This is a genomic window from Chitinophaga varians (assembly GCF_012641275.1).
GTDB classification, from domain to species: domain Bacteria; phylum Bacteroidota; class Bacteroidia; order Chitinophagales; family Chitinophagaceae; genus Chitinophaga; species Chitinophaga varians_A.
In genome coordinates, this window is sequence record NZ_JABAIA010000002.1 from 264,435 (window position 1) to 287,269 (window position 22,835).

The 22,835-nt window shown below is 49.5% G+C and carries 21 protein-coding genes; 8 read left to right on the forward strand and 13 right to left on the reverse strand.

Going from position 1 to position 22,835, the window contains the following annotated elements; genetic code table 11:
- The first annotated feature begins 98 nt into the window (after positions 1-98).
- Positions 99-1,667, forward strand: a complete 1,569-nt coding sequence (locus HGH92_RS15610) for a glycerol-3-phosphate dehydrogenase/oxidase (RefSeq protein ID WP_168871731.1) — start codon at positions 99-101, stop codon at positions 1,665-1,667.
- Positions 1,668-1,743: 76 nt separating this feature from the next.
- On the opposite strand, the gene HGH92_RS15615 is transcribed toward HGH92_RS15610, so the two are convergent.
- The 4 genes from HGH92_RS15615 to HGH92_RS15630 form a co-directional block, all read right to left on the reverse strand.
- Positions 1,744-2,337, reverse strand: a complete 594-nt coding sequence (locus HGH92_RS15615; RefSeq protein ID WP_247654956.1) for a nitroreductase — start codon at positions 2,335-2,337, stop codon at positions 1,744-1,746.
- Between the two features lie 122 nt (positions 2,338-2,459).
- The gene (locus HGH92_RS15620; protein WP_168871732.1) at positions 2,460-2,918 is read right to left on the reverse strand and encodes an acyl-CoA thioesterase; all 459 of its coding nucleotides are present in this window, start codon (positions 2,916-2,918) and stop codon (positions 2,460-2,462) included.
- Between the two features lie 29 nt (positions 2,919-2,947).
- Entirely contained in the window at positions 2,948-3,529 is a 582-nt protein-coding gene (gene rdgB / locus HGH92_RS15625) for an RdgB/HAM1 family non-canonical purine NTP pyrophosphatase (protein WP_168871733.1), read from the reverse strand.
- An 81-nt stretch (positions 3,530-3,610) separates the two neighbouring features.
- Entirely contained in the window at positions 3,611-4,108 is a 498-nt protein-coding gene (locus tag HGH92_RS15630; protein ID WP_168871734.1) for a hypothetical protein, read from the reverse strand.
- 129 nt (positions 4,109-4,237) lie between these two features.
- Between HGH92_RS15630 and HGH92_RS15635 the strand changes: the two genes are divergently transcribed.
- The 3 genes from HGH92_RS15635 (at position 4,238) to rpsG (ending at position 6,501) form a co-directional block, all read left to right on the forward strand.
- Entirely contained in the window at positions 4,238-5,338 is a 1,101-nt protein-coding gene (locus HGH92_RS15635) for a branched-chain amino acid aminotransferase (RefSeq protein WP_168871735.1), read from the forward strand.
- Positions 5,339-5,622: 284 nt separating this feature from the next.
- Positions 5,623-6,003: a 30S ribosomal protein S12 gene (rpsL, locus tag HGH92_RS15640; protein WP_012789278.1), complete on the forward strand. Its 381-nt coding sequence runs from the start codon at positions 5,623-5,625 to the stop codon at positions 6,001-6,003.
- A gap of 30 nt (positions 6,004-6,033) precedes the next feature.
- The gene (gene rpsG / locus HGH92_RS15645; protein WP_143307685.1) at positions 6,034-6,501 is read left to right on the forward strand and encodes a 30S ribosomal protein S7; all 468 of its coding nucleotides are present in this window, start codon (positions 6,034-6,036) and stop codon (positions 6,499-6,501) included.
- A 453-nt stretch (positions 6,502-6,954) separates the two neighbouring features.
- Here rpsG and HGH92_RS33835 read toward each other — a convergent pair whose 3' ends face one another.
- The 9 genes from HGH92_RS33835 to HGH92_RS15680 form a co-directional block, all read right to left on the reverse strand.
- Complete coding sequence (locus HGH92_RS33835; protein WP_247655040.1) at positions 6,955-7,428, reverse strand: hypothetical protein; 474 nt, start codon at positions 7,426-7,428, stop codon at positions 6,955-6,957.
- Positions 7,416-8,870 carry a hypothetical protein gene (locus HGH92_RS33840; protein ID WP_247655041.1) on the reverse strand — a complete coding sequence of 485 codons (1,455 nt, stop codon included), beginning with the start codon at positions 8,868-8,870 and terminating at the stop codon, positions 7,416-7,418. Before HGH92_RS33840 ends, HGH92_RS33835 begins: the two co-directional genes overlap by 13 nt.
- Before the next feature lie 207 nt (positions 8,871-9,077).
- On the reverse strand, positions 9,078-9,266 hold the full coding sequence (locus HGH92_RS33850) for a hypothetical protein (protein WP_247655042.1): 189 nt from the start codon (positions 9,264-9,266) through the stop codon (positions 9,078-9,080).
- A 353-nt stretch (positions 9,267-9,619) separates the two neighbouring features.
- Positions 9,620-10,804 carry a type IX secretion system outer membrane channel protein PorV gene (porV, locus tag HGH92_RS15655; RefSeq protein WP_168871737.1) on the reverse strand — a complete coding sequence of 395 codons (1,185 nt, stop codon included), beginning with the start codon at positions 10,802-10,804 and terminating at the stop codon, positions 9,620-9,622.
- A gap of 15 nt (positions 10,805-10,819) precedes the next feature.
- Positions 10,820-11,326, reverse strand: a complete 507-nt coding sequence (locus HGH92_RS15660; RefSeq protein WP_168871738.1) for a T9SS type A sorting domain-containing protein — start codon at positions 11,324-11,326, stop codon at positions 10,820-10,822.
- 598 nt (positions 11,327-11,924) lie between these two features.
- A complete protein-coding gene (locus HGH92_RS15665; RefSeq protein WP_168871739.1) occupies positions 11,925-14,849 on the reverse strand; it encodes a beta strand repeat-containing protein in 2,925 nt (974 codons plus the stop codon).
- Between the two features lie 24 nt (positions 14,850-14,873).
- The gene (locus HGH92_RS15670) at positions 14,874-15,272 is read right to left on the reverse strand and encodes a hypothetical protein (RefSeq protein ID WP_168871740.1); all 399 of its coding nucleotides are present in this window, start codon (positions 15,270-15,272) and stop codon (positions 14,874-14,876) included.
- Positions 15,273-15,299: 27 nt separating this feature from the next.
- Positions 15,300-16,475 (reverse strand): type IX secretion system outer membrane channel protein PorV, encoded by a 1,176-nt coding sequence (gene porV, locus HGH92_RS15675; protein ID WP_168871741.1) that lies wholly within the window; start codon positions 16,473-16,475, stop codon positions 15,300-15,302.
- Between the two features lie 41 nt (positions 16,476-16,516).
- Positions 16,517-17,023 (reverse strand): T9SS type A sorting domain-containing protein, encoded by a 507-nt coding sequence (locus tag HGH92_RS15680; RefSeq protein ID WP_168871742.1) that lies wholly within the window; start codon positions 17,021-17,023, stop codon positions 16,517-16,519.
- A 501-nt stretch (positions 17,024-17,524) separates the two neighbouring features.
- Between HGH92_RS15680 and fusA the strand changes: the two genes are divergently transcribed.
- The 4 genes from fusA to HGH92_RS15700 all read left to right on the forward strand — a co-directional run bounded on the left by fusA (position 17,525) and on the right by HGH92_RS15700 (position 22,692).
- Positions 17,525-19,669, forward strand: coding sequence for an elongation factor G (gene fusA, locus HGH92_RS15685; RefSeq protein WP_211092655.1), 2,145 nt, complete (start codon positions 17,525-17,527; stop codon positions 19,667-19,669).
- 284 nt (positions 19,670-19,953) lie between these two features.
- On the forward strand, positions 19,954-20,739 hold the full coding sequence (locus HGH92_RS15690) for a glycosyltransferase (RefSeq protein WP_168871743.1): 786 nt from the start codon (positions 19,954-19,956) through the stop codon (positions 20,737-20,739).
- A 2-nt stretch (positions 20,740-20,741) separates the two neighbouring features.
- Positions 20,742-21,509: a polysaccharide deacetylase family protein gene (locus tag HGH92_RS15695; protein WP_168871744.1), complete on the forward strand. Its 768-nt coding sequence runs from the start codon at positions 20,742-20,744 to the stop codon at positions 21,507-21,509.
- A gap of 565 nt (positions 21,510-22,074) precedes the next feature.
- Entirely contained in the window at positions 22,075-22,692 is a 618-nt protein-coding gene (locus HGH92_RS15700) for an outer membrane beta-barrel protein (protein WP_168871745.1), read from the forward strand.
- Positions 22,693-22,835 lie beyond the last annotated feature (143 nt).

Genomic DNA, 22,835 nt, shown 5'->3' on the forward strand with positions numbered 1-22,835 from the left:
TTTTCCTTTACCTGTCCGTTAAGTTTAAGGGCAGAAGCCGTTGTTATTTGCGCAGCCGGTATTTCCGCAGTATTTTGTAAGTACCCGAAAAATCGTATATGAAAAGAGAAGCTATTGTTGCAGCCCTGAGAAAAGACCTGGAGCCCTGGGATATTATTGTGGCCGGAGGTGGTGCTACCGGTTTAGGTGCCGCGCTGGAAGCGGTGACAAGGGGCTACCGTACCCTGCTCCTGGAACAGGCCGATTTTGCGGCCTCCACGTCCAGTAAAAGCACTAAACTGGTGCACGGAGGGGTGCGTTACCTGGCCCAGGGCGATGTTTCCCTTGTCCGGGAGGCCAGCGTGGAACGTGGCCGCCTCGCACATAATGCGCCCCATCTGGTGCGCAACCTCAGCTTCATTATCCCCACTTTCAGCGCATGGGAAAACCTCAAATATACGATCGGCCTCAAAATGTACGATTGGCTGGCGGGCCGCCTCAGCCTTGGCAAATCGGTGCATATCTCCCGCAGGGACACACTGGAAAAACTGACTACACTGAAACCGGAACACCTCGCCGGCGGCGTCCTCTATCACGATGGCCAGTTCGATGACAGCCGCCTGGCGGTGAACCTGGCCCAAACCATCGCAGATAAAGGAGGTACGGTGCTGAACTATATGAAAATCACCAGTCTCCGTAAAGATGAAGGCGGTAATATCAGCGGACTAACGGTCAGGGATACACTGAACGGCGGTCCTGAAATATATCTTAATACCAGAGCGGTAATCAACGCGACCGGCGTTTTTGCGGATGATATTCTGGAGATGGACGACCCCGACGCTCCGAAGTCCATAGCGGCCAGCCAGGGCGTGCATCTGGTGCTTGACAGCAGTTTCCTGCCCGGGCACAACGCGCTGATGATCCCCGCCACCAGCGACGGACGTGTGCTGTTCATAGTGCCATGGCACAACAAAGTGGTGGTAGGCACCACGGATACGCCCATTAACCATATCAGCCTGGAGCCGCATGCGCTGGAGGAGGAAATCAGCTTTATCCTGCGGACCGCCGGACAATACCTGGTCAGAGCGCCGCAACGCAGCGATGTGCTGAGCGTATGGGCGGGCCTGCGTCCGCTGGCGGCTGCAAAAGCGGAAGGACATAAAACGAAAGAGATATCCCGCAGCCATAAAATCATTGTGGCCGCTTCCGGACTGGTGACTATCATCGGCGGCAAATGGACCACCTACCGCCGTATGGCGGAAGATGTCATCCATCAGCTGGAAAAATCCCTGCGCTGGAAACTGACGGAATCGGCGACCCATTCAATGCCTGTCCATGGCGCTGCTTCCGGTATGAACTGGGAAGATCCCTGGTATTTCTATGGCAGCGACGTGCCCGGGCTGCAACAGCTGATGAAGGAACATCCGGCATTACAGGAGGTGCTGAGCGAACCTTTCGGTATCCTCAAAGTACAGGTGGTATGGGCAGTAAGGGAAGAAATGGCACGGAACATCGCTGATTTTCTGGCCAGAAGGGTGCGGCTGCTTTTTCTGGACGCACGGGAAGCTTTACGTATAGCCCCTGCCGTTGCAAATATTATGGCGCAGGAACTGGGAAGGGACGGGCATTGGGTCAACGAACAGCTGCAAACATTTGAAACGCTCGCCAAAGGATATATACTATCTTGATATTAGGTTATTTAACCATTGGATTTGCAAACCGCTCCCCAATAGTTAAATAACCTAATAACTAAATTCTAAATAATTACATCCATTTCACTTTTTCAGACAATGGTTTCAGGCGTTTGCCGGGTTGTGCCGGTTCGTCTGTATAACCAAGATAGAAGAAGCCCAGTACCTGGTCTTCGTCGCCCAGTCCCAGGTAGTCCTGCATGGCAGGGTGGAAGGTCATCCCGCCGGAGCCCCAGTAGGCGGCAATGCCCTGGGCGGTAGCGCTCAGCCACATATTCTGTACGGCGCAGGATACCGCCGCAACTTCCTCTATTACCGGAATTTTCGGATTGCTGCCTCTTTTCACGCAGATGGCAATCACATGGGAAGCCAGGTCACCCTGACTTTTCAGTTTGTCATAGCTGCCGGGAATGAATTTGTCTGCCGGAGTGAACTGCTTGTACAGATCGGCATGAGCGGTACAGAACTCCTGCACTTTTTCACCACCATATACAACGAAGTACCAGGGCTCCGTATAGCCGTGGGTGGGGGCCCAGTCTGCCAATTGCAGCAGCTGTTGTACGGTTTCGTCGGCTATTTTCCGGCCGTTCATGCTGGTAGGCTTCACGGTACGGCGACTGGCAATTATTTTTTCCAGATAACTGGCTGTAGTATTTGTTTCCATCATATTGAGTATATTATATAGTAATGATGCCCTAAAAGGCTTTTGTAATTAACTAATGTTTTCTGCTGATAATGATACCTGAGTAACATCGTAACCCAGGGCGCACAGCCCTGGGAGGCCTGGCTTCACCCTTGTGTGTCAACGTTACCCAACGCTTCCATAGCGGCTTTCATCTCGGCCGGTAATTTCATGACTTTACGGGCTTTGTAATCAAAGCACACCATACCGGTTTTGGCGGCGGCGATAGTGATCGTCTGACCGTTGCGCTGTGTGGTAAGGTGATAGAACAGTTCGAAACCGAAAGGGCTGTATTCTCCTGCTGCCACTTCCACGGTAAAGATATCGCCATGGAAACCTTCTCCTTTATAGGCTACGGCAACATCGGCCATAATAAGGCCGGTGCCTGCTTCGTGGTCCAGTTCCTTGTAGCCCGCCTGTTGAATGAACTGCATGCGGGCTTCGTGCATAATGGACAGAATGGCATCATTGCCAACATGTCCGCCATAGTTAACATCCTGTATTCTGATAGGTATCGTTGTGTTGAACCCGAATTTCTCCGGTAGGTCTATTTTTATTCTTGCCATTATTTTTTAGGTAGATGTTTAGGTAGATGTTAAACAGGTAGTGTTTTCAGGAAGGCCACGAATTTTTCAAAGGCACGGCCACGATGGCTGTACTGGTTTTTTTCGGCAAGGTCCATTTCGGCAAAAGTGCGGTTGGCGCCTTCTGGGATAAAGATCGGATCATAGCCGAAGCCTTTCTCTCCGGAAGTATGGTCCGTAATGTTACCGCGACTGATACCTTCAAACTGGTGCTCTTTTCCGTCAAGGATCAGGGAAATGACTGTGCGGAACTGGGCGCTGCGGTCGCTGGCGCCTTCCATCTCCTCCAGTACCTTAACGATATTGTCAGCTGACTTTTTCTGTTCACCGGCATAACGGGCACTTAATACGCCGGGGGCGCCGTTCAGTGCGTTGATTTCCAGTCCGGTGTCTTCAGCAAAACAGTTTTGGCCTGTCATCCGGTGAATGGTGGTCGATTTCTCACGGGCGTTCTCTTCCAGTGTATCGTGCGGCTCAGGGATATCGATGTCAATACCCGCTTCCAGCAGCGTGATGATCTCAAAATGATCGCCCAGCAGGGAGCGGAACTCCTTCACTTTATTTTCGTTATTGGTAGCAAAAATCAGTTTCATCTGTTTAATTTTCTAAATCTCCGGATCTCAAAATTCCAAAATCCCCAAATAAAATAATAAAATGAGCAAATATTAAAATAATTAAATGCCAAGTAGTTGCTTTAATCCAGCCCATAATTTGGCTTTCAACACTTTGTCGGCCCCGATTACCTGTAGTTCGTCAGAAAGCAGCAGGGTAGTGCTGTTGACGGTCAGCAGCTGGTAAAGAGGCGCATCTGTCAGGCCCAGCGGTGCCGATGCGGCGCCAAATACAATGGCCTTCTCTATTTTTACAGCAGCCTGCCACGAAGTGTAGTCCAGTTGCGGGTAAGGAGAGGTGTTCATCAGGGATACGTCCTGCATCCCGAGTTTACAGGCGTTTAATATATTGGTAAGGAGGTTGAATAATTCATCATTTAAGTAGGCTTCATTTTCGTTTTGTATGAAGAGCGCAACGTTTTTTTGATTTTCTCCTAAATATTTGACTTTGGGTACCTCAATTTGCGGCGCTGCAACCGGTACGCTTTTCCCGGGAATGATCGGCTGGGTAAAGATTTTAGCCAGATAATACGGATCAAGGTCTAATTGGTCGAGCGACATATTATTATAATTTAATTTAATATCAAAATCCCGCGTGGGGAAAAATCAGTTTATTTGCACTGCCGTATCCGCAAATGCGGCCATCCAACGCAAGAAAGTGTAAAAATATTGAGATAAAATTGATTAACCATGATGGTAGCTAAATCAACAGTAAAGGAAGAAGCATTACAGAAGATCAAAGTCACAAAAACTACGCATAGCCGTTTGAGTGAAGTGGATTTTAATAATCTGGTGTTCGGTAAAAAGTATGCTGACCACATGCTGGTAGCCGATTTTGATGGAAAAGAGTGGAAAAATGCCGAAATCCTGCCTTTTCAGAATTTTTCTGTAAGCCCTTCCAATGCCGCCTGGCATTATGGACAGGCCATTTTTGAAGGTATCAAGGCCTATAAAGATACTCAGGACAACCCGATGATCTTCCGTCCTTATGATAACTACAAAAGATTTAACCTCTCTGCCGAAAGGATGGGTATGCCCCAGGTGCCGGAATGGCTCTTTATCGGCGGTATGGACATATTGATAGATCTGGACCGCGACTGGGTGCCAACAGGACCGGGTTGCTCCCTATATCTGCGTCCGTTTATGATCTCAATGGATGAATTCATCGGGGTACGCCCTTCTGATACCTACCGTTTTGCGATTATCAACTCGCCGGCCGGTCCTTATTTCAACAAACCGATTAAACTCCTGGTGCAGGATAAATATGTACGGGCTTTCCCCGGCGGTGTAGGGTATGCTAAAGCTGCGGGCAACTATGGCGGTACCATGTATCCAACCATGCAGGCTAAAAAGAAAGGCTACGACCAAATCCTCTGGGTAGATGGCTATGAGCACAAATACCTGCAGGAGTGCGGCACCATGAACGTATTTGTCATTATTGGCAATACGGCCATTACCCCTGATCTGGAACAAGGCACCATCCTGGAAGGGGTTACCCGCGCCAGCGTGATCGATCTGCTGAAAGACCTCGGTCTTACCGTGGAAGAAAGACCAATATCTATTGACGAAGTGGTGGCCGCCTATAAAAATGGCACTCTCCGCGAAGTCTTTGGCACCGGTACCGCTTCCTCACTGGCCTATGTGGAACAGCTCGATTACCTGGATACCCAGATCAAACTGGACACCACTAAATATGAAACCGGCGCGGAAGTTATCCGCCGGCTCGATGCTATCCGCACCGGCCGTGCAGAAGATACCCGCCATTGGAATTATCAGGTTGGTGAAAAATAAGCAGGTATATATTATCAAAATAATAAAAGATAGGGTCTGGCAATCGACCCTATTTTTTTATGGTAGATTCTAAAGGAAATCTTACCTTTGCAATCCGGATTTTGATATCCTGCTTATACCAGATCACGTTTGACCAGTCTTCGACTACCTGGAACTTCAAAACCGGCAAAAAATATTCGAAACAATTTTGTTATTCACATATATAGTTTTACCTTTGCCCTCCCAAAATCCCTTATGGGAAATTTGGATGTCATTGTAAACCGACATAAAAAACTAGGTAAAGAATGCCTACTATACAACAATTAGTAAGAAAAGGAAGAGAAATTATCCGGGCTAAGTCTAAGTCCAGGGCATTAGATAGCTGCCCTCAGCGTCGTGGTGTTTGTACTCGTGTGTACACAACCACGCCTAAAAAACCTAACTCCGCTTTGCGTAAAGTTGCAAAGGTGCGTTTGACCAATAAAGTTGAGGTGATTGCTTATATCCCTGGTGAAGGTCACAACCTGCAGGAACACTCTATCGTACTGATCCGTGGTGGAAGGGTAAAAGACTTACCAGGTGTTCGTTACCACATCGTTCGCGGTTCCTTGGATACTGCCGGTGTGAAAGACAGAAAGCAGAGCCGTTCCAAATATGGTACTAAAAAGGAAAAGGCTAAAAAATAATCAATTATAAATAGTCGTAATTTTCAATAAATGAGAAAGCAAGCTGCAAAAAAATTGCCTCTGGCTCCGGATCCTCGGTTTAACGACAAGCTGGTAACCCGCTTCGTTAATAACGTAATGGAACAAGGAAAAAAGAGCATTGCCTATAAAATCTTCTACGATGCCGTGGATAAGGTAAGCCAGATGACCGGTGAAAACGGTTATGAAGTTTGGAGAAAAGCATTGAACAACGTAACTCCTGCTGTAGAAGTTAGAAGCCGCCGTATCGGTGGTGCTACCTTCCAGATCCCTGCTGAAGTTCGTCCGGATAGAAAAGTATCCCTGAGCATCAAATGGCTGGTTCGTTACGCCGGAGAAAGAAACGGTAAGAGCATGGCTGATAAGCTGGCAAATGAAATCGTAGCAGCAAGCAAAGGTGAAGGCGCAGCATTCAAGAAGAAAGAAGATACTCACCGTATGGCTGAAGCTAACAAAGCTTTCTCTCACTTCAGAGTATAGTTATAACCCGAAAGGGCAACTCAATATATTTGGCAAACAGTTCCTCTCCGGAGCTGTTTGCCTTTTTATGTGGATAACCCGTGCTTTTAGTGTGCGTAACCCCTGCATAACCCGGTTGATAAACTGAACACCCCATTACCATAGCAGATTTGCAGGAGCATCGTCCGGCCTGCCCGGAATGTGGATAACCGGAATAATTCCCCCCCCCTTTCAATACAACCGCTTTTTTGAACGCGTCCTTTTTACCTGGCACGTGCTATAACGGTCGTCTTTTAAACTTCTTCTTTTCATACCACCGTCTGCTAAAATCATCATTTCAACCTGTTTCTCCTTCCTGCGTTAGCGCCAGTGCCGCTGCAGGCCTGACTTAAAAGCTTTATCTCCGGATATGCCAGACATAAAGAAGCCGTCGGGAGAACCCGACGGCCTTAGCTAATTGGTTAGATTTACTGCTTATCTCACATTGACTAATACCTTGATCTTGCCGGTTTCACCGGTAAATTCCTGTAACGCCTTACCGATTGCCTGGCCCGGTTTCAACAGGTTCAGGTCGGCTTTCATGGCATAACCAGGTTTGCTGGCCGTAACTAAAATATCTCCGCGATGAATAGGACCGTTCTCATTACATACCTTGGTCGGAATTACACCTACTACACCTAGCGGAACTTTGCTGGAAATATCTGTGTCGATATGTTCTTCTGTCAGCAATACCCCCGGTTTGGTGGCATACACGCCAACAACCAGAGAGGAATATGCCCCCGCAGATTTTTCGATGGTACGGTCCGTATTGGTGGCAATCGCCATCACATCCCCCGGTTCATATAATAAAATACCGCCCGTAGCATCAAATGCTTCCGCCAGATCTGCACCACTATTGGCAGTGCCGCCATTAAAGAATCCTTTTCCATTGTCATCTATACGGGCCACATTGGAATTCTGATTCTTGAAAACGAAAAAATTCCCGTTTCCGTTATTGAGCACCAGACTGAAGAGAGAATTAGAGCCATTAACGGTACCACTACCGCTGTAAGGAATAGCAATCGTACCAGGCGCTCCCTGTGGCCCCTGGGGGCCGGTTGCTCCCTGAGGACCATTCGCTCCGGTTGCACCTTGTGCGCCCTGATCACCTTTAGGACCTTGCGCACCGGTAGCTCCAGTAGCCCCAATAGCACCAGTCGGGCCAGCGGGGCCTTGCGCACCAGGATCTCCTTTAAGACCTTGTGCGCCCTGAACTCCCTGGTCACCTTTAGGGCCTTGCGCGCCAGTAGCCCCAGTCGGACCAACTGGACCTTGTATGCCCTGATCACCTTTAGGACCTTGTGGTCCTTGCACACCTGGATTTCCGGGCTCACCCGGGTCACCTTTAGGACCTTGTGGTCCTTGCGCACCTGGATTTCCGGGATCACCCGGATCACCTTTAGGACCTTGTGGTCCTTGCGCACCTGGAGTTCCTGGATTACCCGGGTCACCTTTAGGACCTTGTGGTCCTTGCACACCTGGATTTCCGGGATCCCCCTGGTCACCTTTGGGGCCTTGTGGTCCTTGCACACCTGGATTTCCGGGATCACCTGGGTCACCTTTAGGGCCTTGTGGGCCTTGCGCACCTGGATTTCCGGGATCTCCTGGGTCACCTTTGGGCCCTTGTGGTCCTTGAGCGCCTGGATTTCCGGGATCACCTGGGTCACCTTTAGGACCCTGCGGTCCTTGCGCACCTGGATTTCCGGGCTCGCCCGGGTCACCTTTGGGCCCTTGCGGTCCTTGCGCACCTGGATTTCCGGGATCACCTGGGTCTCCTTTGGGCCCCTGCGGTCCTTGCGCACCTGGATTTCCGGGATCACCTGGGTCACCTTTAGGGCCTTGTGGTCCTTGCGCGCCTGGATTTCCGGGATCACCTGGGTCACCTTTAGGGCCTTGTGGTCCTTGCGCGCCTGGATTTCCGGGATTACCCGGGTCACCTTTAGGGCCTTGCGGTCCTTGCGCGCCTGGATTTCCGGGATCACCTGGGTCACCTTTAGGACCTTGCGGTCCTTGCGCACCTGGATTTCCGGGATCGCCCGGGTCACCTTTAGGGCCTTGTGGTCCTTGCACACCTGGATTTCCGGGATCTCCTGGGTCACCTTTAGGACCTTGTGGTCCTTGCGCACCTGGATTTCCGGGATCGCCCGGGTCACCTTTGGGGCCTTGTGGTCCTTGCACACCTGGATTTCCGGGATCTCCTGGGTCACCTTTAGGACCTTGTGGTCCTTGCGCACCTGGATTTCCAGGATCACCTGGGTCACCTTTGGGCCCTTGTGGGCCACACGATCCAGGCTCTCCGGCTGGTCCCTGAGGGCCGACTGGCCCCTGAGGCCCTGCTGGTCCTTGTTCACCAGGGTCTCCTTTATCTCCTTTTACACCCTGGATACCGGCTGGTCCTGTTTGTCCAATCGGTCCGGCAGGACCTGTATCACCTACATCACCTTTGTCTCCTTTGGCACCTGTTGCACCAGTGGGGCCGGTCTGTCCTGCCGGTCCTGCCGATCCAGTCGGCCCAACTGGCCCCGCCGGCCCCATGTCTCCTTTCGCACCCGCCGGCCCTATTGGCCCTGTAGGTCCGGTAGCACCCGCTGTACCTGTAACACCGGCAATGCCAGCCACGCCTGCTGGTCCGGCCGGCCCTGTATCACCCTTGTCTCCTTTGGGGCCAGACACCCCATTGGCGGCATATAGTGCATAAGGAACGGCAGCAAAGGAAGAAGTGCCCAGTTCCTGGTAGTTGCCGCCATCAGTGGAAGCTTCTACTTTAATGAACTGGTTGGCATTTGCCCATGGAACGGCGCTGAAATTACCGCTGGTAGCATTTCCTCCGCCAATTTGCAAGGTGAAAAGCCCTAACTGGTTGGTAGTGGTGCTGTGAGTTTCCTGGTATTGTACCGGTCCTGACGGTGAACCGCCCAAAATGGTGATTCTCACCTTTATATTTTCATTGACCAGCATGGTGCCATTGCCATTTCTGGCCACTGCCTGGTAGTTGATGGTCCTAAGGCCGTTTTGTGCATAAAGCTGTAAGGAAAACAGCGTGCAGCAAAGGATAAACAAGTATCTTTTTGTCATAACTGGTATTTTATTCAATAATTGCTTAATGTGTGATGTCGGGGTTTACAGAAGGGGTGATAGTAGCAGCGGTATGTCTGCCGATATTGTATAACAGGGAAAATTTAAGGGTCCTCCTTTCCCGCAGACTGTTGGAAGTGGGGATCAGGTAAGCCAGGTCCAGCTGCAGATTGGCCACTCTTACACCAAGGCCGCTGGTAAAATGTTGCCGGTAGCCTTTATGGGGGTTCTCATAAAAATAGCCGGTCCGTACAAAGAAGCACTGCCTGTAAGCATATTCAATACCACTGCCAATCGTAAACTCTCTTATTTCTTCTCCAAAACCTCCGGGTGCATCGCCAAAAGAGGAAAAAATGGCATTGACAACGCTACGGTTAGGGTCCTGGCCTTTTAAGATCAGGCCGGTGCTGTCATACAGCGGTGGGGTGGGGACCAGTAACTTGTTGATGTCTAATGCCAGCGTAAACTCATGGTCTCCGGTATGCACAAACGTGTAACTGCCGCCTATCCGCAGGTTCATGGGCAAAAAACTCTTCTGGCGGCTATCGTCCGTGTATTGAAGTTTGGTGCCGATGTTGGTGATGCTGACACCCAGACAATACCGGTTACTGAAATCCAGGTAGTCCTTGCTGTTCTGGTAATAGTAGCTCACATCTCCGGCCACGGCGGAAGCGGGCTTCTGCTGTAACCCGTTGAAAGAGCCCTGCCCCAGCTGACTGCGGACATAGCGCATCGTGATGGCCATCGACATATGTTCTCCCAGTTTGCGGGAATAGGCGCCGTCTATGGCGAATTCCCGGGGAGAATAGTTCTGTAGTATAGTGCCGTTTTCATCCCGGAACGTGACATCCCCATAATTAAAATATTTCATGGATGCCCCGATGCCTTCGTTGTCATTCAGGTTTTTGTAGGCCGATACAAAGGCCATGTTTGATTTGTAGTTGTTCAACTCCCACATCCAGGGCGAATAAGTAGCACTTGCGCCCCAGTCTCCTGCAAAGACGATTTTAGCCGCATTGGAAAAAATGGAATTGGCGTCCGGGCTGATGCCTGTGGCGGCATCACCCATCCCGCTTGACCTGGCATCGGGGTTGACCAGCAAAAAGCTCGCTCCGATATTAGGTGGTTGCTGAGGTGTCTTCTGCGCGTGGACTGCCGGCATGCCGGCCAGTATGCCGGAAATAAGTAGAATTATTCGATCATATTTCATGATTACGACATTTAATTACTGCACGATGAGTTTTTCGAAATAAATGTTGACGCCCACTTTCAGCACAACGGTGTAAATCCCTGCAGCGAAACGGTTGACCGGTATCACTACCGTGGAAGTGCCCTGCCCGGCCTGGTGTTGCTTGTTGTACACCTCTTGCCCGGCTGTATTGAGCATCAGGATGTTCACCATCGCATCGGCGAGCAGTTCAAACTGTACTTTTACAGTGGTGAGAGCAGGATTGGGAAACAGAATGTAACTTTTCACAGGGCTCTTTCCGGGTGGCAGGGGAGGAAGCTCATAGGGCTGCTGAAACCCCTGTGTCAGCAGCAACCGCCCGTCTGTAATAGGCAGCACGACCGGTTCCCCTATGGTATATTGAATCAATACCTGTTGAAGGTTGCCACTGCCGCCATTAGTGCCAACGACCTGCCTGTTCAGGATCAGTTGTGCGTCCGCTTTGGTGCATAGCGCTGCCAGCACCATCAGCGCAATAATGCACTTGGAGATAAACGATGTCATAAATTGTGGAGTTAAAGGGTGTGTATGCGCAATAGAAGGCCGTTTCCGGTACCCGAAATCAAGCTCTGGTACGGAAATATGAATGAAAAGGAAACAGCCGCCTATTGATTAGGAGGAGTGTACAGATGTAACCATAAATTTTTCACTTTGGGATGAATAGATAGATAATGAAATCATGAACAGAATAAAAAGCATGGATATAAACCTGGGACCAGATATAGGTCCAGGCATGGTATAGACATGGTAAAATTTTGATAAGCAGGTATAAATAAGCCAATTAGTTTCCGGGGGAAATCAGATTATTCTACATGACAATAAATGTGTGAAGCGGAACTTGGGGGATTATGCTATAAGCACTCGATAATAGCACGAATATCAACGAATTATCGGTCTGAACAAATGCCTAGTTTTCAAGTGGCAGGTTTTTGCTGAAAAACGGTAGAATTCGCTATAAAATTGGTTAGGATCTCTAATAACTATTTTAATTTAGATTAATATATTCCAACCTTCGTGTTAGTGAGGGGGAATCTGAACAAATACAAAGAAAAAGGCCACCGGTTTCCTGTCGGCGGCCCTAATGCATTGTATGCTCCTGGTGTTATCTCACATTTACAAGTACTTTGATCTTGCCCTCTATTCCGTCAAATTCCTGTAAGGCTTTGCCTATCGCCTGACCCGGTTTTAACTTGTTAAGATCTGCTTTCATGGCGTATCCTGACCTGCTGGCTGTCACCAGCAGATCGCCACGGCGGATAGCCCCGTTTTCATTGCAAACTTTGGTCGGTATCACACCTACCACGCCCAAAGGTACCTTATCTGAAATATCGGTCTCAATATTTTCCTCTGTCAGCAATACGCCGGGCTTGGTGGCATATACGCCCACCACAAGGGAAGAGTAGGCTTCTGTTGACTTTTCAATGGTCCGGTCAGCATCCGTTGCAATCACCATCACATCCCCAGGTTCATATTGCTGTACATTGCCGGTCACGTCGAAGGCCTCGGCTACGTCAGCGCCGCTGTTCTGAGTACCTCCGTTAAAGAAGCCCACACCGGCTTTATTGATACGCGCCATATTAGCGCCGCCACTCTGAAAAACACCCAGGTTACCGCTGGCGCCGGTGTGGTTGATCAGCAATGCACTACCGGTTCCTGCGTCGGTAATCTGCACAGTGGGTTGACCATTGGCACTGTTGAAATTGGCGAACCGGGCAGCTTTGCCGGTGCCAAAATTGGGTATCCACCCGTAAACTGCATTGCCATTGCCGTCACAGGAACTCTCTACCCCGTTTCCATTACCGCCGGCATTAGCGGTAAAACCGTTGCCGTTGCCTTCTGTGAGCGCCAGCAATGCAGGCCCGTTGCCGGCAGGGTTGGAAGAATAAAACAAGCCGCCATAGCCCCCGGTACCGGAAGATAATCCGAAAACCCCGGCGGTACCAAAGTTGGCAAACATGGAGTTCACTTCTCCCTTGACCGCAGGAGAAGTACCTGTGGTCCTGTCTACCTTGAAATTACCGGCAATACCGTCTCCTACGGTGGTGACTGTAATAACATCGCTGGTATTGCTTCCATTGAAAATATCGAATTTTCCGGCCCTGCCGGTAGCAAAAGAAGGTACCCAGGCATACAAGGCGTTGCCGGCCCCGTCGATATTGGCTTCTACGGCGTTACCATTCTTGCTGGCATTGGCTGTAATGGCATTACCATTTCCGTCGTTAATGGATACTAGTGCCGGACCATTACCGGATGTATTGGAGGCATGGAAAAGCCCTGCAAAACCGCCGGTACCGGAGGAAACCCCGAAAACACCGGCAGCACCAAAGTTGCCAAATATGGTTTTTACCTCGCCACGCACGGCCGCAGCCACACTATTGGTATTGTTGACGAGAAAAGAAGCTGCATTGCCTTGCGTGTTGTCGGGGATGTTACCATTACCATTGGTTTCTACTTCCAGCGTATTACCGGTAGTGTTGGTATTGTTGAGGTTCTCAAACCTTCCGGCCCGCCCTGTGCTGTTATTGAGGCCTACCTGCCCCAATACGCCAATGGCGGTACCTGCGGTACTGGTGGCAATAAAACCTCTCACGCCATAGCCACCACCATCATTGCGGCCCACCACAGCGCCGGCAATATCGCTGGTAGTGCGGCCAACTACTGCTTCGCCACCACCGTTGTTATCGCCCACGACCCCGGCAGAAGTCTGGGCCGTAGTAATACCATGTACACCAAAACCGGCACTGGTACTGGAACGTACACCTTCGCCATTACCGGTGGTCGTTACATTTACCACCGTGCCATTACCTACGGAGTTGACACTCAGCGCTGTATTGTTATTCGCATTATTGTAAATACTAATGCTGGCAGGGATGCCATTAACACTGGTGGCTGTCAGTCCGGTGCCGCTAGTACTATTGGCATAAACGCCGGTGCCACTGGCAGAAGCGTTACCATATACGCCCAGTCCGTTGGGCGTGACGCCGTAAACACCCCAGCCGGAGCCGGCCTGCGAGCCATACAAGCCAATACCTAAACCGCCGGTACCGTTATTGATTCCTCTCACGGCGGAGGAAAAACCACCGGGACTGACAGAAGACACAATTCCCCTGATAGATGCAATATTGGACGTGGTGGTGTTATTAACACCTTCCAGCGAGGTGCCGTCACCGTTATTGGTGATACTGAAAAGCGTAGCGGCGTTGTTTTCCGTCGCTGCATAGGGAAGCGTTAGTCCGCCACCGCCGGCTCCTGCTATCCACTGGGCGCCATCAAATTTTAAAAGCTGCCCTGCCAGCGGCGCTGTATTGCTTACCGGTATTCCCTGAAGCTTCGCTACTACCGGATTGGGGTAGGTGCCACTCAGATCACCACCCGCGGATACACCATTGATATCACCCTGTGGTCCCGCTGGTCCTACCGGCCCCACTGGCCCAGCCGGTCCAACTAGCCCCGCAGGTCCTACTACGCCTGCTGGTCCTACTGGTCCCACCGGGCCCACCGGTCCCACCGGGCCAACCGGTCCTGCAGCACCCGGAAGTCCCATCGGTCCTGCCGGTCCCTGAATCCCCTGTGGTCCCGCCGGTCCTGCTGGTCCTGCCGGGCCAACTGGGCCGGGATTGCCATTGGCAGCATACAGTGCAAAAGGCACGCTGGCCAGCGGTGACGCGCCCAATACCTGAAAACTGCCGCCGCCGGTGGCGGCTTCCACTTTGATATATTGATTGGCGTTAGCCCATGGTACGGCGGAGAATGTGCCACTCACCGGAACGCCGGCGCCAATCTGCAGGTTGAACAATCCCAGCTGGTTGGTAATGGCATCGTGCGTTTCCTGGTATTGTACCGGTCCGTCGGCGGAACCTCCCAGAATTGAGATCCGCACTTTAATGCTCTCATTGGCAAGCGCAGTACCATTGCTGTTTCGGGCTACCGCCTGGTAGTTGATCGTTTTTAACCCGTTTTGTGCGTATGACAATTGTGTTATAAACAGTATACTACAAAAGAAAGAAAGCAAGTATCTTTTTTTCATGTCGGCTGATTTAAATAGGAGGTGTTAAGGTTTGTTTTTCAGGGGTGTGCTGCCATTGTTCTTTGGTTCTCCACCCTGGTCGGGTATTTTGAACGGAGCGGCAGGCGGAGCGGATGACTGATGGGCAGCGGCGGCAGTCTCGCTGTTAATATCTGAAGGGATGGCTGCTTTTTTGGCGGCAGCAGGGGCCGCCATCCTGGCGCTGCCACGGGGCATTGCCGGTTTATAATCATTAAAAATCAGCTCTTTGGTGGAACGGCCACGAAACTGGCTTTCTTTGACGTTTTTATCGGAAGCGGGCGACTGAAATTTCGAAAAGTCCTTTTGAAAGGAAGGAAACAGGACGTCCCGGGTTTTGTTTTGTGCAGTTGCCTGTATGGCGATGCCTGCCAGCAGCAGGAGCAGAAAAATGGAAAGTTTCATATGGGTGATTTAAATGTGTCAGCAAATTCACTGGAGCTGCGCATCCTTGCGCCCCCCGATGTTATATACCAGCGAGAATTTTAAGGTTCTCCGTTCGCGTAAACTGGTACCGGTAGGGACCAGGTAGGCCAGGTCAAATCCTATATTGGTGTATCGGACGCCAAAACCGGCGGAGAAATGCTGTCGCAGCCCTTTTTGAGGATGCTCATAGAAGTAGCCGGTCCGCACAAAGAATAGCTGCCGGTAGGCATATTCCAGTCCGCTGGCGATGGTAAACTCACGTAGTTCTTCACTGAAACCTCCTGGAGCATCGCCAAAGGAGGAAAACAACGCATTAACCACTCCCCGGTTTGGGTCTTTGCCTTTGAGGATCTGGTCTGTGGGAATACCGTCGTTGTTGACGGCGTACAAAGGGGGAGTGGGCACCAGCAGCTTGTTGATATCTACTGCAACAGTAAATTCATGATCGTAGGTGTGCACAAACGTATAACCGCCACCGATGCGCAGGTTCATCGGCAGAAAGCTTTTACGTGTGTTGTCATCAGTGTATTGCAGCTTGGTACCGATATTGGTAAAGCTCACACCGAAAGAATAACGGTTACCAAATTCCAGGTTGTCGCTGCTGTTCTGATAATAATAGCCAATGTCTCCGGCCACGGCGGATGCAGGTTTTTGCTGCAGCCCGTTGAAGGAGCCCTGGCCGAGCTGGCTGCGCACATATCGCAGACTGATGGCAAGCGACATATGCTGCCCCAGCTTTCTGGCATAAGACGCATCTATTGCAAACTCTTTAGGGGAATAGGTTTGCAGGGCTGTGCCGTTATCATCCCTGAAGGTCACTTCTCCGTAATTGAAGTATTTCATGGATAAACCCACTCCCTCCACCGTGTTGATGTTTTTATAGGCTGATACATATGCCATGTTGGACTGGTTGTTATTTAACTCCCACATCCAGGGGGAATAATTGGCACTCACGCCCCAATCACCGGCAAAAACAATTTTAGCAGCGTTGGAAAACAGTGCGTTAGGGTCGGCTTCAAGCCCGATGGTGGCATCTCCGGCCCCGCTCGAACGGGCATCGGGGTTGACCAGCAGGAAGCTGGCGCCGGTATTGGGCGCTTTCTGCTCCGCTTTTTGAGCATGTACGGCCGGTTTTACGGCCAACATACCGCATAACAGTAAAATGATTCGACCATATTTCATGATTACATTTTTAAAATGAGGATGAGCAATAACGAAGAAGGCTACTGGACAATCAGCTTTTCAAAGTAAATACTGGCGTTCACCTTCAGCACCACGGTGTAAATACCGGCGGCAAAGTGATTCACCGGCAGCAGTACCGTGGTTTTGCCCGCGCCCATTTCCAGGAACTGGTGATACAGGGTTTGCCCGGCAGGGTTCAGTACCTGGATGGTCACTGTGGCGTTTCTCAACAGGTCAAACTGGACCTTGGCATTGGTAATGGCCGGATTAGGAAAGATGATGTAGTTTCTGACCGGGTTCGCGCCGGGTGGCAATGCCGGAAGTTCTTCCGGCTGCTGAAAGCCCTGGGTAAGGAGTAGCCGGCCGTCTGTCACAGGCGTTACTACAGACTCGCCTATGGTGTACTGCAGCCGGATGGCGTTGACCACACCGCTGCCTCCGTTGCTGGCCGTCACCTGTCTGTTCAGGATCAGTTGTGCCCTTGCAGTAGTACATAGCAATGCCAGTACCACTAGTGCAGGGATGCACTTGGAGCTGTAAGATGTCATAATGAAATCTGGGGGTTAGAAAATGTATGTATGATATGGCCCGGCTGTTATCAACAGCCGACAGCTCAGGAAGAAAGTATATTTCTCTTCATGACAGTTATGTTTTTGGATTTTAGTTGATAATAATTCGCAATAAGGCCGTTCTGTATACCACCGTTGATTTATATGGTTGATGCTCAGTATTCGGTCGCTAACAAAGACACAGGAATAAAACAGGACATTTTCGGGGACAAATTTATTAAATCATGTTACAAATGTGGACGATTTATTGTTCAGGAAAAATATAGATTTTGTTCCTGGCCGGATTTTTAAAAAAAATGGTGGATTACACTTAAAAACTGGTTCGGTCAACAGATACTTATTATGATTTGAATTAATGCGTTAGAATGCCCGTGCTTGTTAAAAAAGAAATAACAATTGCACAATGTGGTGCGTTTTATTTATTGCTAAAAATAAATTACCTTTGCCCCCCAAATTGCATTATTTAGTCATTTTAATATTATGGCAGACTTAAGATTTCAAAGGAACTTTGGTATTGCGGCGCACATTGATGCGGGTAAAACCACTACCACAGAGCGTATCCTGTATTATACAGGTAAATCCCACAAGATTGGTGAGGTGCACGAGGGTGCTGCTACCATGGACTGGATGGCACAGGAGCAGGAAAGAGGTATTACCATCACATCTGCTGCTACCACTTGTTTTTGGAATTTCCCAACTTTACAGGGTAAAGCTCTCCCGGACACTAAGCAATATAAATTCAACATCATCGATACTCCGGGCCACGTGGACTTCACCGTGGAAGTAGAGCGCTCCCTGCGCGTACTGGACGGTCTGGTGGCACTGTTCTGCGCTGTATCCGGCGTTGAACCTCAGTCTGAAACCGTTTGGCGCCAGGCTAACCGCTACCGCGTACCCCGTATCGGTTTCGTTAATAAAATGGACCGTTCCGGTGCCGACTTCCTGAACGTGGTAAAACAGGTGAAAGAAATGCTGGGTGCTAACCCCGTTCCCCTGACCCTGCCTATCGGCGCGGAAGATACTTTCAAAGGCGTGGTTGACCTGATCACCATGAAAGGTATCATCTGGGACGAAGAAGGTAAAGGTGCTACCTACCAGGAAATCGAAATTCCGGAAGACATGAAGGAAGAAGCGAACGAATGGAGAGCTAAACTGGTAGAAGCCGTTGCTGAATACGATGATACCCTGATGGAGAAATTCTTCGAAGATCCTAACTCTATCTCCGAAGCGGAAATCCACGAAGCGATCCGTAAAGCTACTATCGACATCGCTATCATCCCGATGATGTGCGGTTCCTCCTTCAAAAACAAAGGTGTTCAGAAAATGCTGGATGCGGTTTGCCGTTACCTGCCTTCTCCAATGGACATCGAAGCAGTAAAAGGTACCCACCCTGATACCGGTGAAGAAATTGACCGTAAACCAGACGCTAAAGAACCATTCGCAGCCCTGGCGTTCAAAATCATGACCGATCCTTTCGTTGGTCGTCTGGCGTTCTTCCGGGCTTACTCCGGTCACCTGGATGCAGGTTCCTACATCCTGAACACCCGTACCGGCAAAAACGAGCGTATCAGCCGTATCATGCAGATGCACGCTAACAAGCAGAACCCAATCGATTTCATCGAAGCTGGTGATATCGGTGCTGCTGTTGGTTTTAAAGATATCAAAACCGGTGACACCCTCTGCGACGAGAACAACCCGATCATCCTGGAATCTATGACCTTCCCGGAACCGGTTATCAGCATCGCCATCGAGCCTAAAACTCAGGCAGACGTTGATAAAATGGGTATGGCGCTCGCTAAACTGGTAGAGGAAGATCCTACCCTGAAAGCTAAAACTGACGAAGAAACCGGCCAAACCGTATTGAGCGGTATGGGTGAGCTTCACCTGGAAATCATCGTTGACCGTATGCGTCGCGAATTCAAGGTGGAAGTTAACCAGGGTGCTCCTCAGGTGGCTTACAAAGAAGCGCTGACTACTAAAGTTGAACACCGCGAAGTATTTAAGAAACAAACCGGTGGTCGTGGTAAATTCGCTGATATCCAGATCGAAATTTCTCCTGCTGATGCAGAATGGCTGAAAGAAAACGACGGAAAATCCTTCCAGTTCATCAACGATATCTTCGGTGGTGCTATTCCGAAAGAGTTCATCCCTGCCGTTCAGAAAGGTTTCGAACAATCTATGAACCAGGGTGTACTGGCCAACTTCCCGCTGGTAAACCTGAAAGTAAGACTGTTTGACGGTTCCTTCCACGCAGTGGACTCCGACGCAATGTCCTTCGAGCTCTGCGCCAAACAAGCCTTCCGTGAAGCTGCCCGCAAAGCTAAACCAGTATTGCTGGAGCCTATCATGAAAGTGGAAGTGCAAACTCCTGACCAGTACATGGGTGACGTTACAGGTGACCTGAACCGCCGCCGTGGTATGCTGGAAGGTATGGACTCCAAAAATGGCGTACAGGTGATCAAAGCTAAAGTTCCATTGAGCGAAATGTTCGGTTACGTAACGCAACTGCGTTCACTGTCTTCCGGCCGTGCCAGCTCCATCATGGAATTCTCCCACTACGCTCCGGCTCCGAACAACGTGGCTGAAGAAGTGGTAGCGAAAGTAAAGGGTAAAGTAAACGCCTAATTACATATTTTTCCATAGAAAAAGGTTGTCCTGCGAAAGCGGGACAACCTTTTTCGCTTACATGAACATGCTATTGCCACCTGATAGTTTTTCGATAAATTCGATAAACATAACCTACAACTGAACGTACTTTTTGCCAAAATGCCAGGGTCCTGCTCTTCAGGACCTTTTTTTATGATTTCTTATAGGGGCAATAGGGGGTGGTCAACGTTTTACCGTTATACTATATGAAAATGCATATCTAACTGAGCCTGTATCTTTTTACTGATAGCCGACTGACCAATATGTACTTAGAATTAACACAAGCACCTCCTGCAACTGTTATATACGAAACAGGAGAACAGATAGTACTGGCTCCTGGCCTGGATGTGATTCTGCCCTGCTGGAACCCGTCGGGCCCTTGGGTAGAATCGCTCATCAGGCACTATCATGACGTACTTCGCCTCATGGGCGATGTGCCCGTGCAGCTCATTCTCGTAAACGATGGTTCGCTCCGCAACTTCACCAGCCAGCATATGTCCTGGCTCGAAGCTGCCATCCCCGGCATTATCATCGTCAACAATAAACAAAACCGTGGTAAAGGCCATGCCGTACGCGAAGGCGTGAAAAATTCCCGCCATGCCTACCAGGTATATACCGACCTCGACTTTCCGTTTGGAGTGGACGCGGTCAAAAAAGCCTACGACCAGCTTCAGCAAGGCCTCGATGTAGTGGCCGGCGAAAGGGGAGCGGCTTACCTGAAAGAATTGCCCCGCAAAAGAAGAGTTATTACCCGCATCAGCCGCCTGCTCAATAAGGTAGTGCTCCGCCTGAAAGTAAACGACGCCCAGGCCGGCCTGAAAGGCTTCAATGCCCACGGCAGATCAGTGCTGCTCAATACTACCATCGACGGTTTCCTGTACGACAGCGAGTTCCTGTACAAAGCCGGTAAAAATCCACGCCTCAAAATCGGAGCAGTAGATGTATATTGCCGCCCCGGTATCAGCTTCAGTGCATTTAAAATTAAACTGCTGCTGAAAGAACTACGGAACTATTGCCGGATTATTACCAGTGCTAACGCCGCTAAATAATTATGGACCAGGAGAAAAGGATACTGATTAGTGTTGACGTGGAAGAATTTGATATCCCCGAAGAATTTGGCCGACAGGTACCCCTGCAGGAAAAACTGGAAATTTCCAGAAAAGGCCTGCAAACTACCCTCGACCTCTTTGATCAATACAATGTGCGCGCTACTTTTTTTATCACTGCCTACTGGGCGCAACATTATCCTGAACTGATCAGACAGGTGGCCGCCAAACACGAAATAGCCTCCCACGCATACTATCACAGCTCTTTTTCCGACGCAGACCTGGAAGGCTCCAGACTGGCCCTGCAGGAAATCAGCGGCCAACAGGTACGCGGTTTCCGTATGCCCCGCCTCCGTAAGGTGAACATGCAGGCTCTTAAAGACGCCGGATATCTCTACGATGCTTCCCTGAACCCTACCTGGCTGCCTGGCCGCTACAACAACCGCCACCTGCCTCGTACCATGTTCCGGGGTGATCATAACATGTGGATCATCCCTTCCTCTGTTTCCCCCCTCATCCGGTATCCCGTTTTTTGGCTGAGCGTGAAAAATGCTCCGCTATGGGTTACCCGCCACTTCAGTAAAACAATCCTCCGGAAAGACAATTACCTCTCTTTTTATTTCCACCCATGGGAACTGGTAGATATCCGGGGTTATGCCCTGCCTTCGTATATCAGCCGCGTTTCCGGTTCCAGAATGGAACAGAAAATGGAAGGTTTCCTGCGTTTTTTGCAGCAACAAGGCCGCTTCTGTGCACATATCGACATGCTGTGATCTGTTGTTGTAAGATGCCTGTTTGCCCGGTGCTGCTGCCGGCCCGTATAACTATTTATGTCGTCTTCTGTTAACATGCTGTGCCCAAATGCACGGAGAAGGAGTGCTGTTTGCATTCCGTCCTGTCAGGTTTCCAAACTATTCTCTCCGGAAAAATCGCCCGGAAAACATGGAAAAAAAAGCACAGGTGGGAAAAGATTTTTATACAACAACATTCGATTATAATTGTTATAAGCCGTAAGCGTAACCGGAAAAGAAAGCTTAGCAAACAGTACAACAAGAAAAAAAATTATATTTTTTTTAACAAAAGGATAACTTATATGCTTCATTTTCAGTACTTTTGTTTTCAAGTTCAGATATTATTCGAGCATGTGTTTGTTGATTGTTTGTGATTGTTTGAAGCATTGTAAAAGCTACCCATTATCCCCCTGCCGCTAATTTTTTTCAGTTCATTATTCAATAGCAACCTGCTATAGCTGCAAACCTCAAACTCTGATTTGCTGTTTTGCGCGATCGGCATATTTATTCATTCAGCATGTTAAATGTTAAAACTAAAATGCACACTATGAAAAAAATTCGTCTCCTAACCCTTGTTGCAGTGAGCGTACTGATGGGATCAACCGTAAAAGCACAGATCCAGAAAGGAAACATTATGGTGGGTGCCAATCTCACAAATATGAGCGTCACTTTTCAGAAGGAAAGCACTGCCTTCAGTTTTAATCTGTCTCCCAAAATCGGTTGGTTTATTAAAGATGGTTTGGCAATTGGCGGTTATGTTGAATTTGGCGCCAATACCACCAAGAATAAAGTTACAGATACCAGGGCTTCGAATACAAACTATGGGGTAGGAGCCTTCGCCCGTTATTTTGTAGAGGATAAAAATGTCCGGAAACTGGAGTTTTCCAAGAGAGTACGGTTCTTTGCAGAAGCCAATGCCGGTTTTGCCGGACAAAATCCGGCCAGCGGCGCTTCTACAAACGGCTTTAACGTTGGTATCGGACCTGGCATTTCCTATTTTATTACTCCCAATGTAGGGCTGGAAGGTTTGGTAAAATATGATCTGACTGTAGGTGGCGGTAATTCCACTACGGCTAACCGTCTTAGCCTGGGCGTAGGTTTCCAGATCTACCTGCCGTCTGCTAAAGCAAAAGCTATTTACAGAGAAGAAAGAAGCGGAAAATAATCCACTGGCAAGTGAAAAAATGGTCCCGGTAGTCATGATCCATGGCGGCCGGGGCCTTTTTATTAGGATTCCTGCTATATTTTAATAAATGAATGTCATAGTAGCAAATGAGTGACGGGCATCATGGTTGGATTTAAGAGAAG

What these genes read in the sequence shown, in the direction of transcription:
- HGH92_RS15610 (WP_168871731.1), top strand. Translation starts at nt 99, where the DNA reads ATGAAAAGAGAAGCTATTGTTGCAGCCCTGAGAAAAGACCTGGAGCCC.
- HGH92_RS15615 (WP_247654956.1), bottom strand. Translation starts at nt 2,337, where the DNA reads ATGATGGAAACAAATACTACAGCCAGTTATCTGGAAAAAATAATTGCC.
- HGH92_RS15620 (WP_168871732.1), bottom strand. Translation starts at nt 2,918, where the DNA reads ATGGCAAGAATAAAAATAGACCTACCGGAGAAATTCGGGTTCAACACA.
- rdgB (WP_168871733.1), bottom strand. Translation starts at nt 3,529, where the DNA reads ATGAAACTGATTTTTGCTACCAATAACGAAAATAAAGTGAAGGAGTTC.
- HGH92_RS15630 (WP_168871734.1), bottom strand. Translation starts at nt 4,108, where the DNA reads ATGTCGCTCGACCAATTAGACCTTGATCCGTATTATCTGGCTAAAATC.
- HGH92_RS15635 (WP_168871735.1), top strand. Translation starts at nt 4,238, where the DNA reads ATGATGGTAGCTAAATCAACAGTAAAGGAAGAAGCATTACAGAAGATC.
- rpsL (WP_012789278.1), top strand. Translation starts at nt 5,623, where the DNA reads ATGCCTACTATACAACAATTAGTAAGAAAAGGAAGAGAAATTATCCGG.
- rpsG (WP_143307685.1), top strand. Translation starts at nt 6,034, where the DNA reads ATGAGAAAGCAAGCTGCAAAAAAATTGCCTCTGGCTCCGGATCCTCGG.
- HGH92_RS33850 (WP_247655042.1), bottom strand. Translation starts at nt 9,266, where the DNA reads ATGGCGGCAACTACCAGGAACTGGGCACTTCTTCCTTTGCTGCCGTTC.
- porV (WP_168871737.1), bottom strand. Translation starts at nt 10,804, where the DNA reads ATGAAATATGATCGAATAATTCTACTTATTTCCGGCATACTGGCCGGC.
- HGH92_RS15660 (WP_168871738.1), bottom strand. Translation starts at nt 11,326, where the DNA reads ATGACATCGTTTATCTCCAAGTGCATTATTGCGCTGATGGTGCTGGCA.
- HGH92_RS15665 (WP_168871739.1), bottom strand. Translation starts at nt 14,849, where the DNA reads ATGAAAAAAAGATACTTGCTTTCTTTCTTTTGTAGTATACTGTTTATA.
- HGH92_RS15670 (WP_168871740.1), bottom strand. Translation starts at nt 15,272, where the DNA reads ATGAAACTTTCCATTTTTCTGCTCCTGCTGCTGGCAGGCATCGCCATA.
- porV (WP_168871741.1), bottom strand. Translation starts at nt 16,475, where the DNA reads ATGAAATATGGTCGAATCATTTTACTGTTATGCGGTATGTTGGCCGTA.
- HGH92_RS15680 (WP_168871742.1), bottom strand. Translation starts at nt 17,023, where the DNA reads ATGACATCTTACAGCTCCAAGTGCATCCCTGCACTAGTGGTACTGGCA.
- fusA (WP_211092655.1), top strand. Translation starts at nt 17,525, where the DNA reads ATGGCAGACTTAAGATTTCAAAGGAACTTTGGTATTGCGGCGCACATT.
- HGH92_RS15690 (WP_168871743.1), top strand. Translation starts at nt 19,954, where the DNA reads ATGTACTTAGAATTAACACAAGCACCTCCTGCAACTGTTATATACGAA.
- HGH92_RS15695 (WP_168871744.1), top strand. Translation starts at nt 20,742, where the DNA reads ATGGACCAGGAGAAAAGGATACTGATTAGTGTTGACGTGGAAGAATTT.
- HGH92_RS15700 (WP_168871745.1), top strand. Translation starts at nt 22,075, where the DNA reads ATGAAAAAAATTCGTCTCCTAACCCTTGTTGCAGTGAGCGTACTGATG.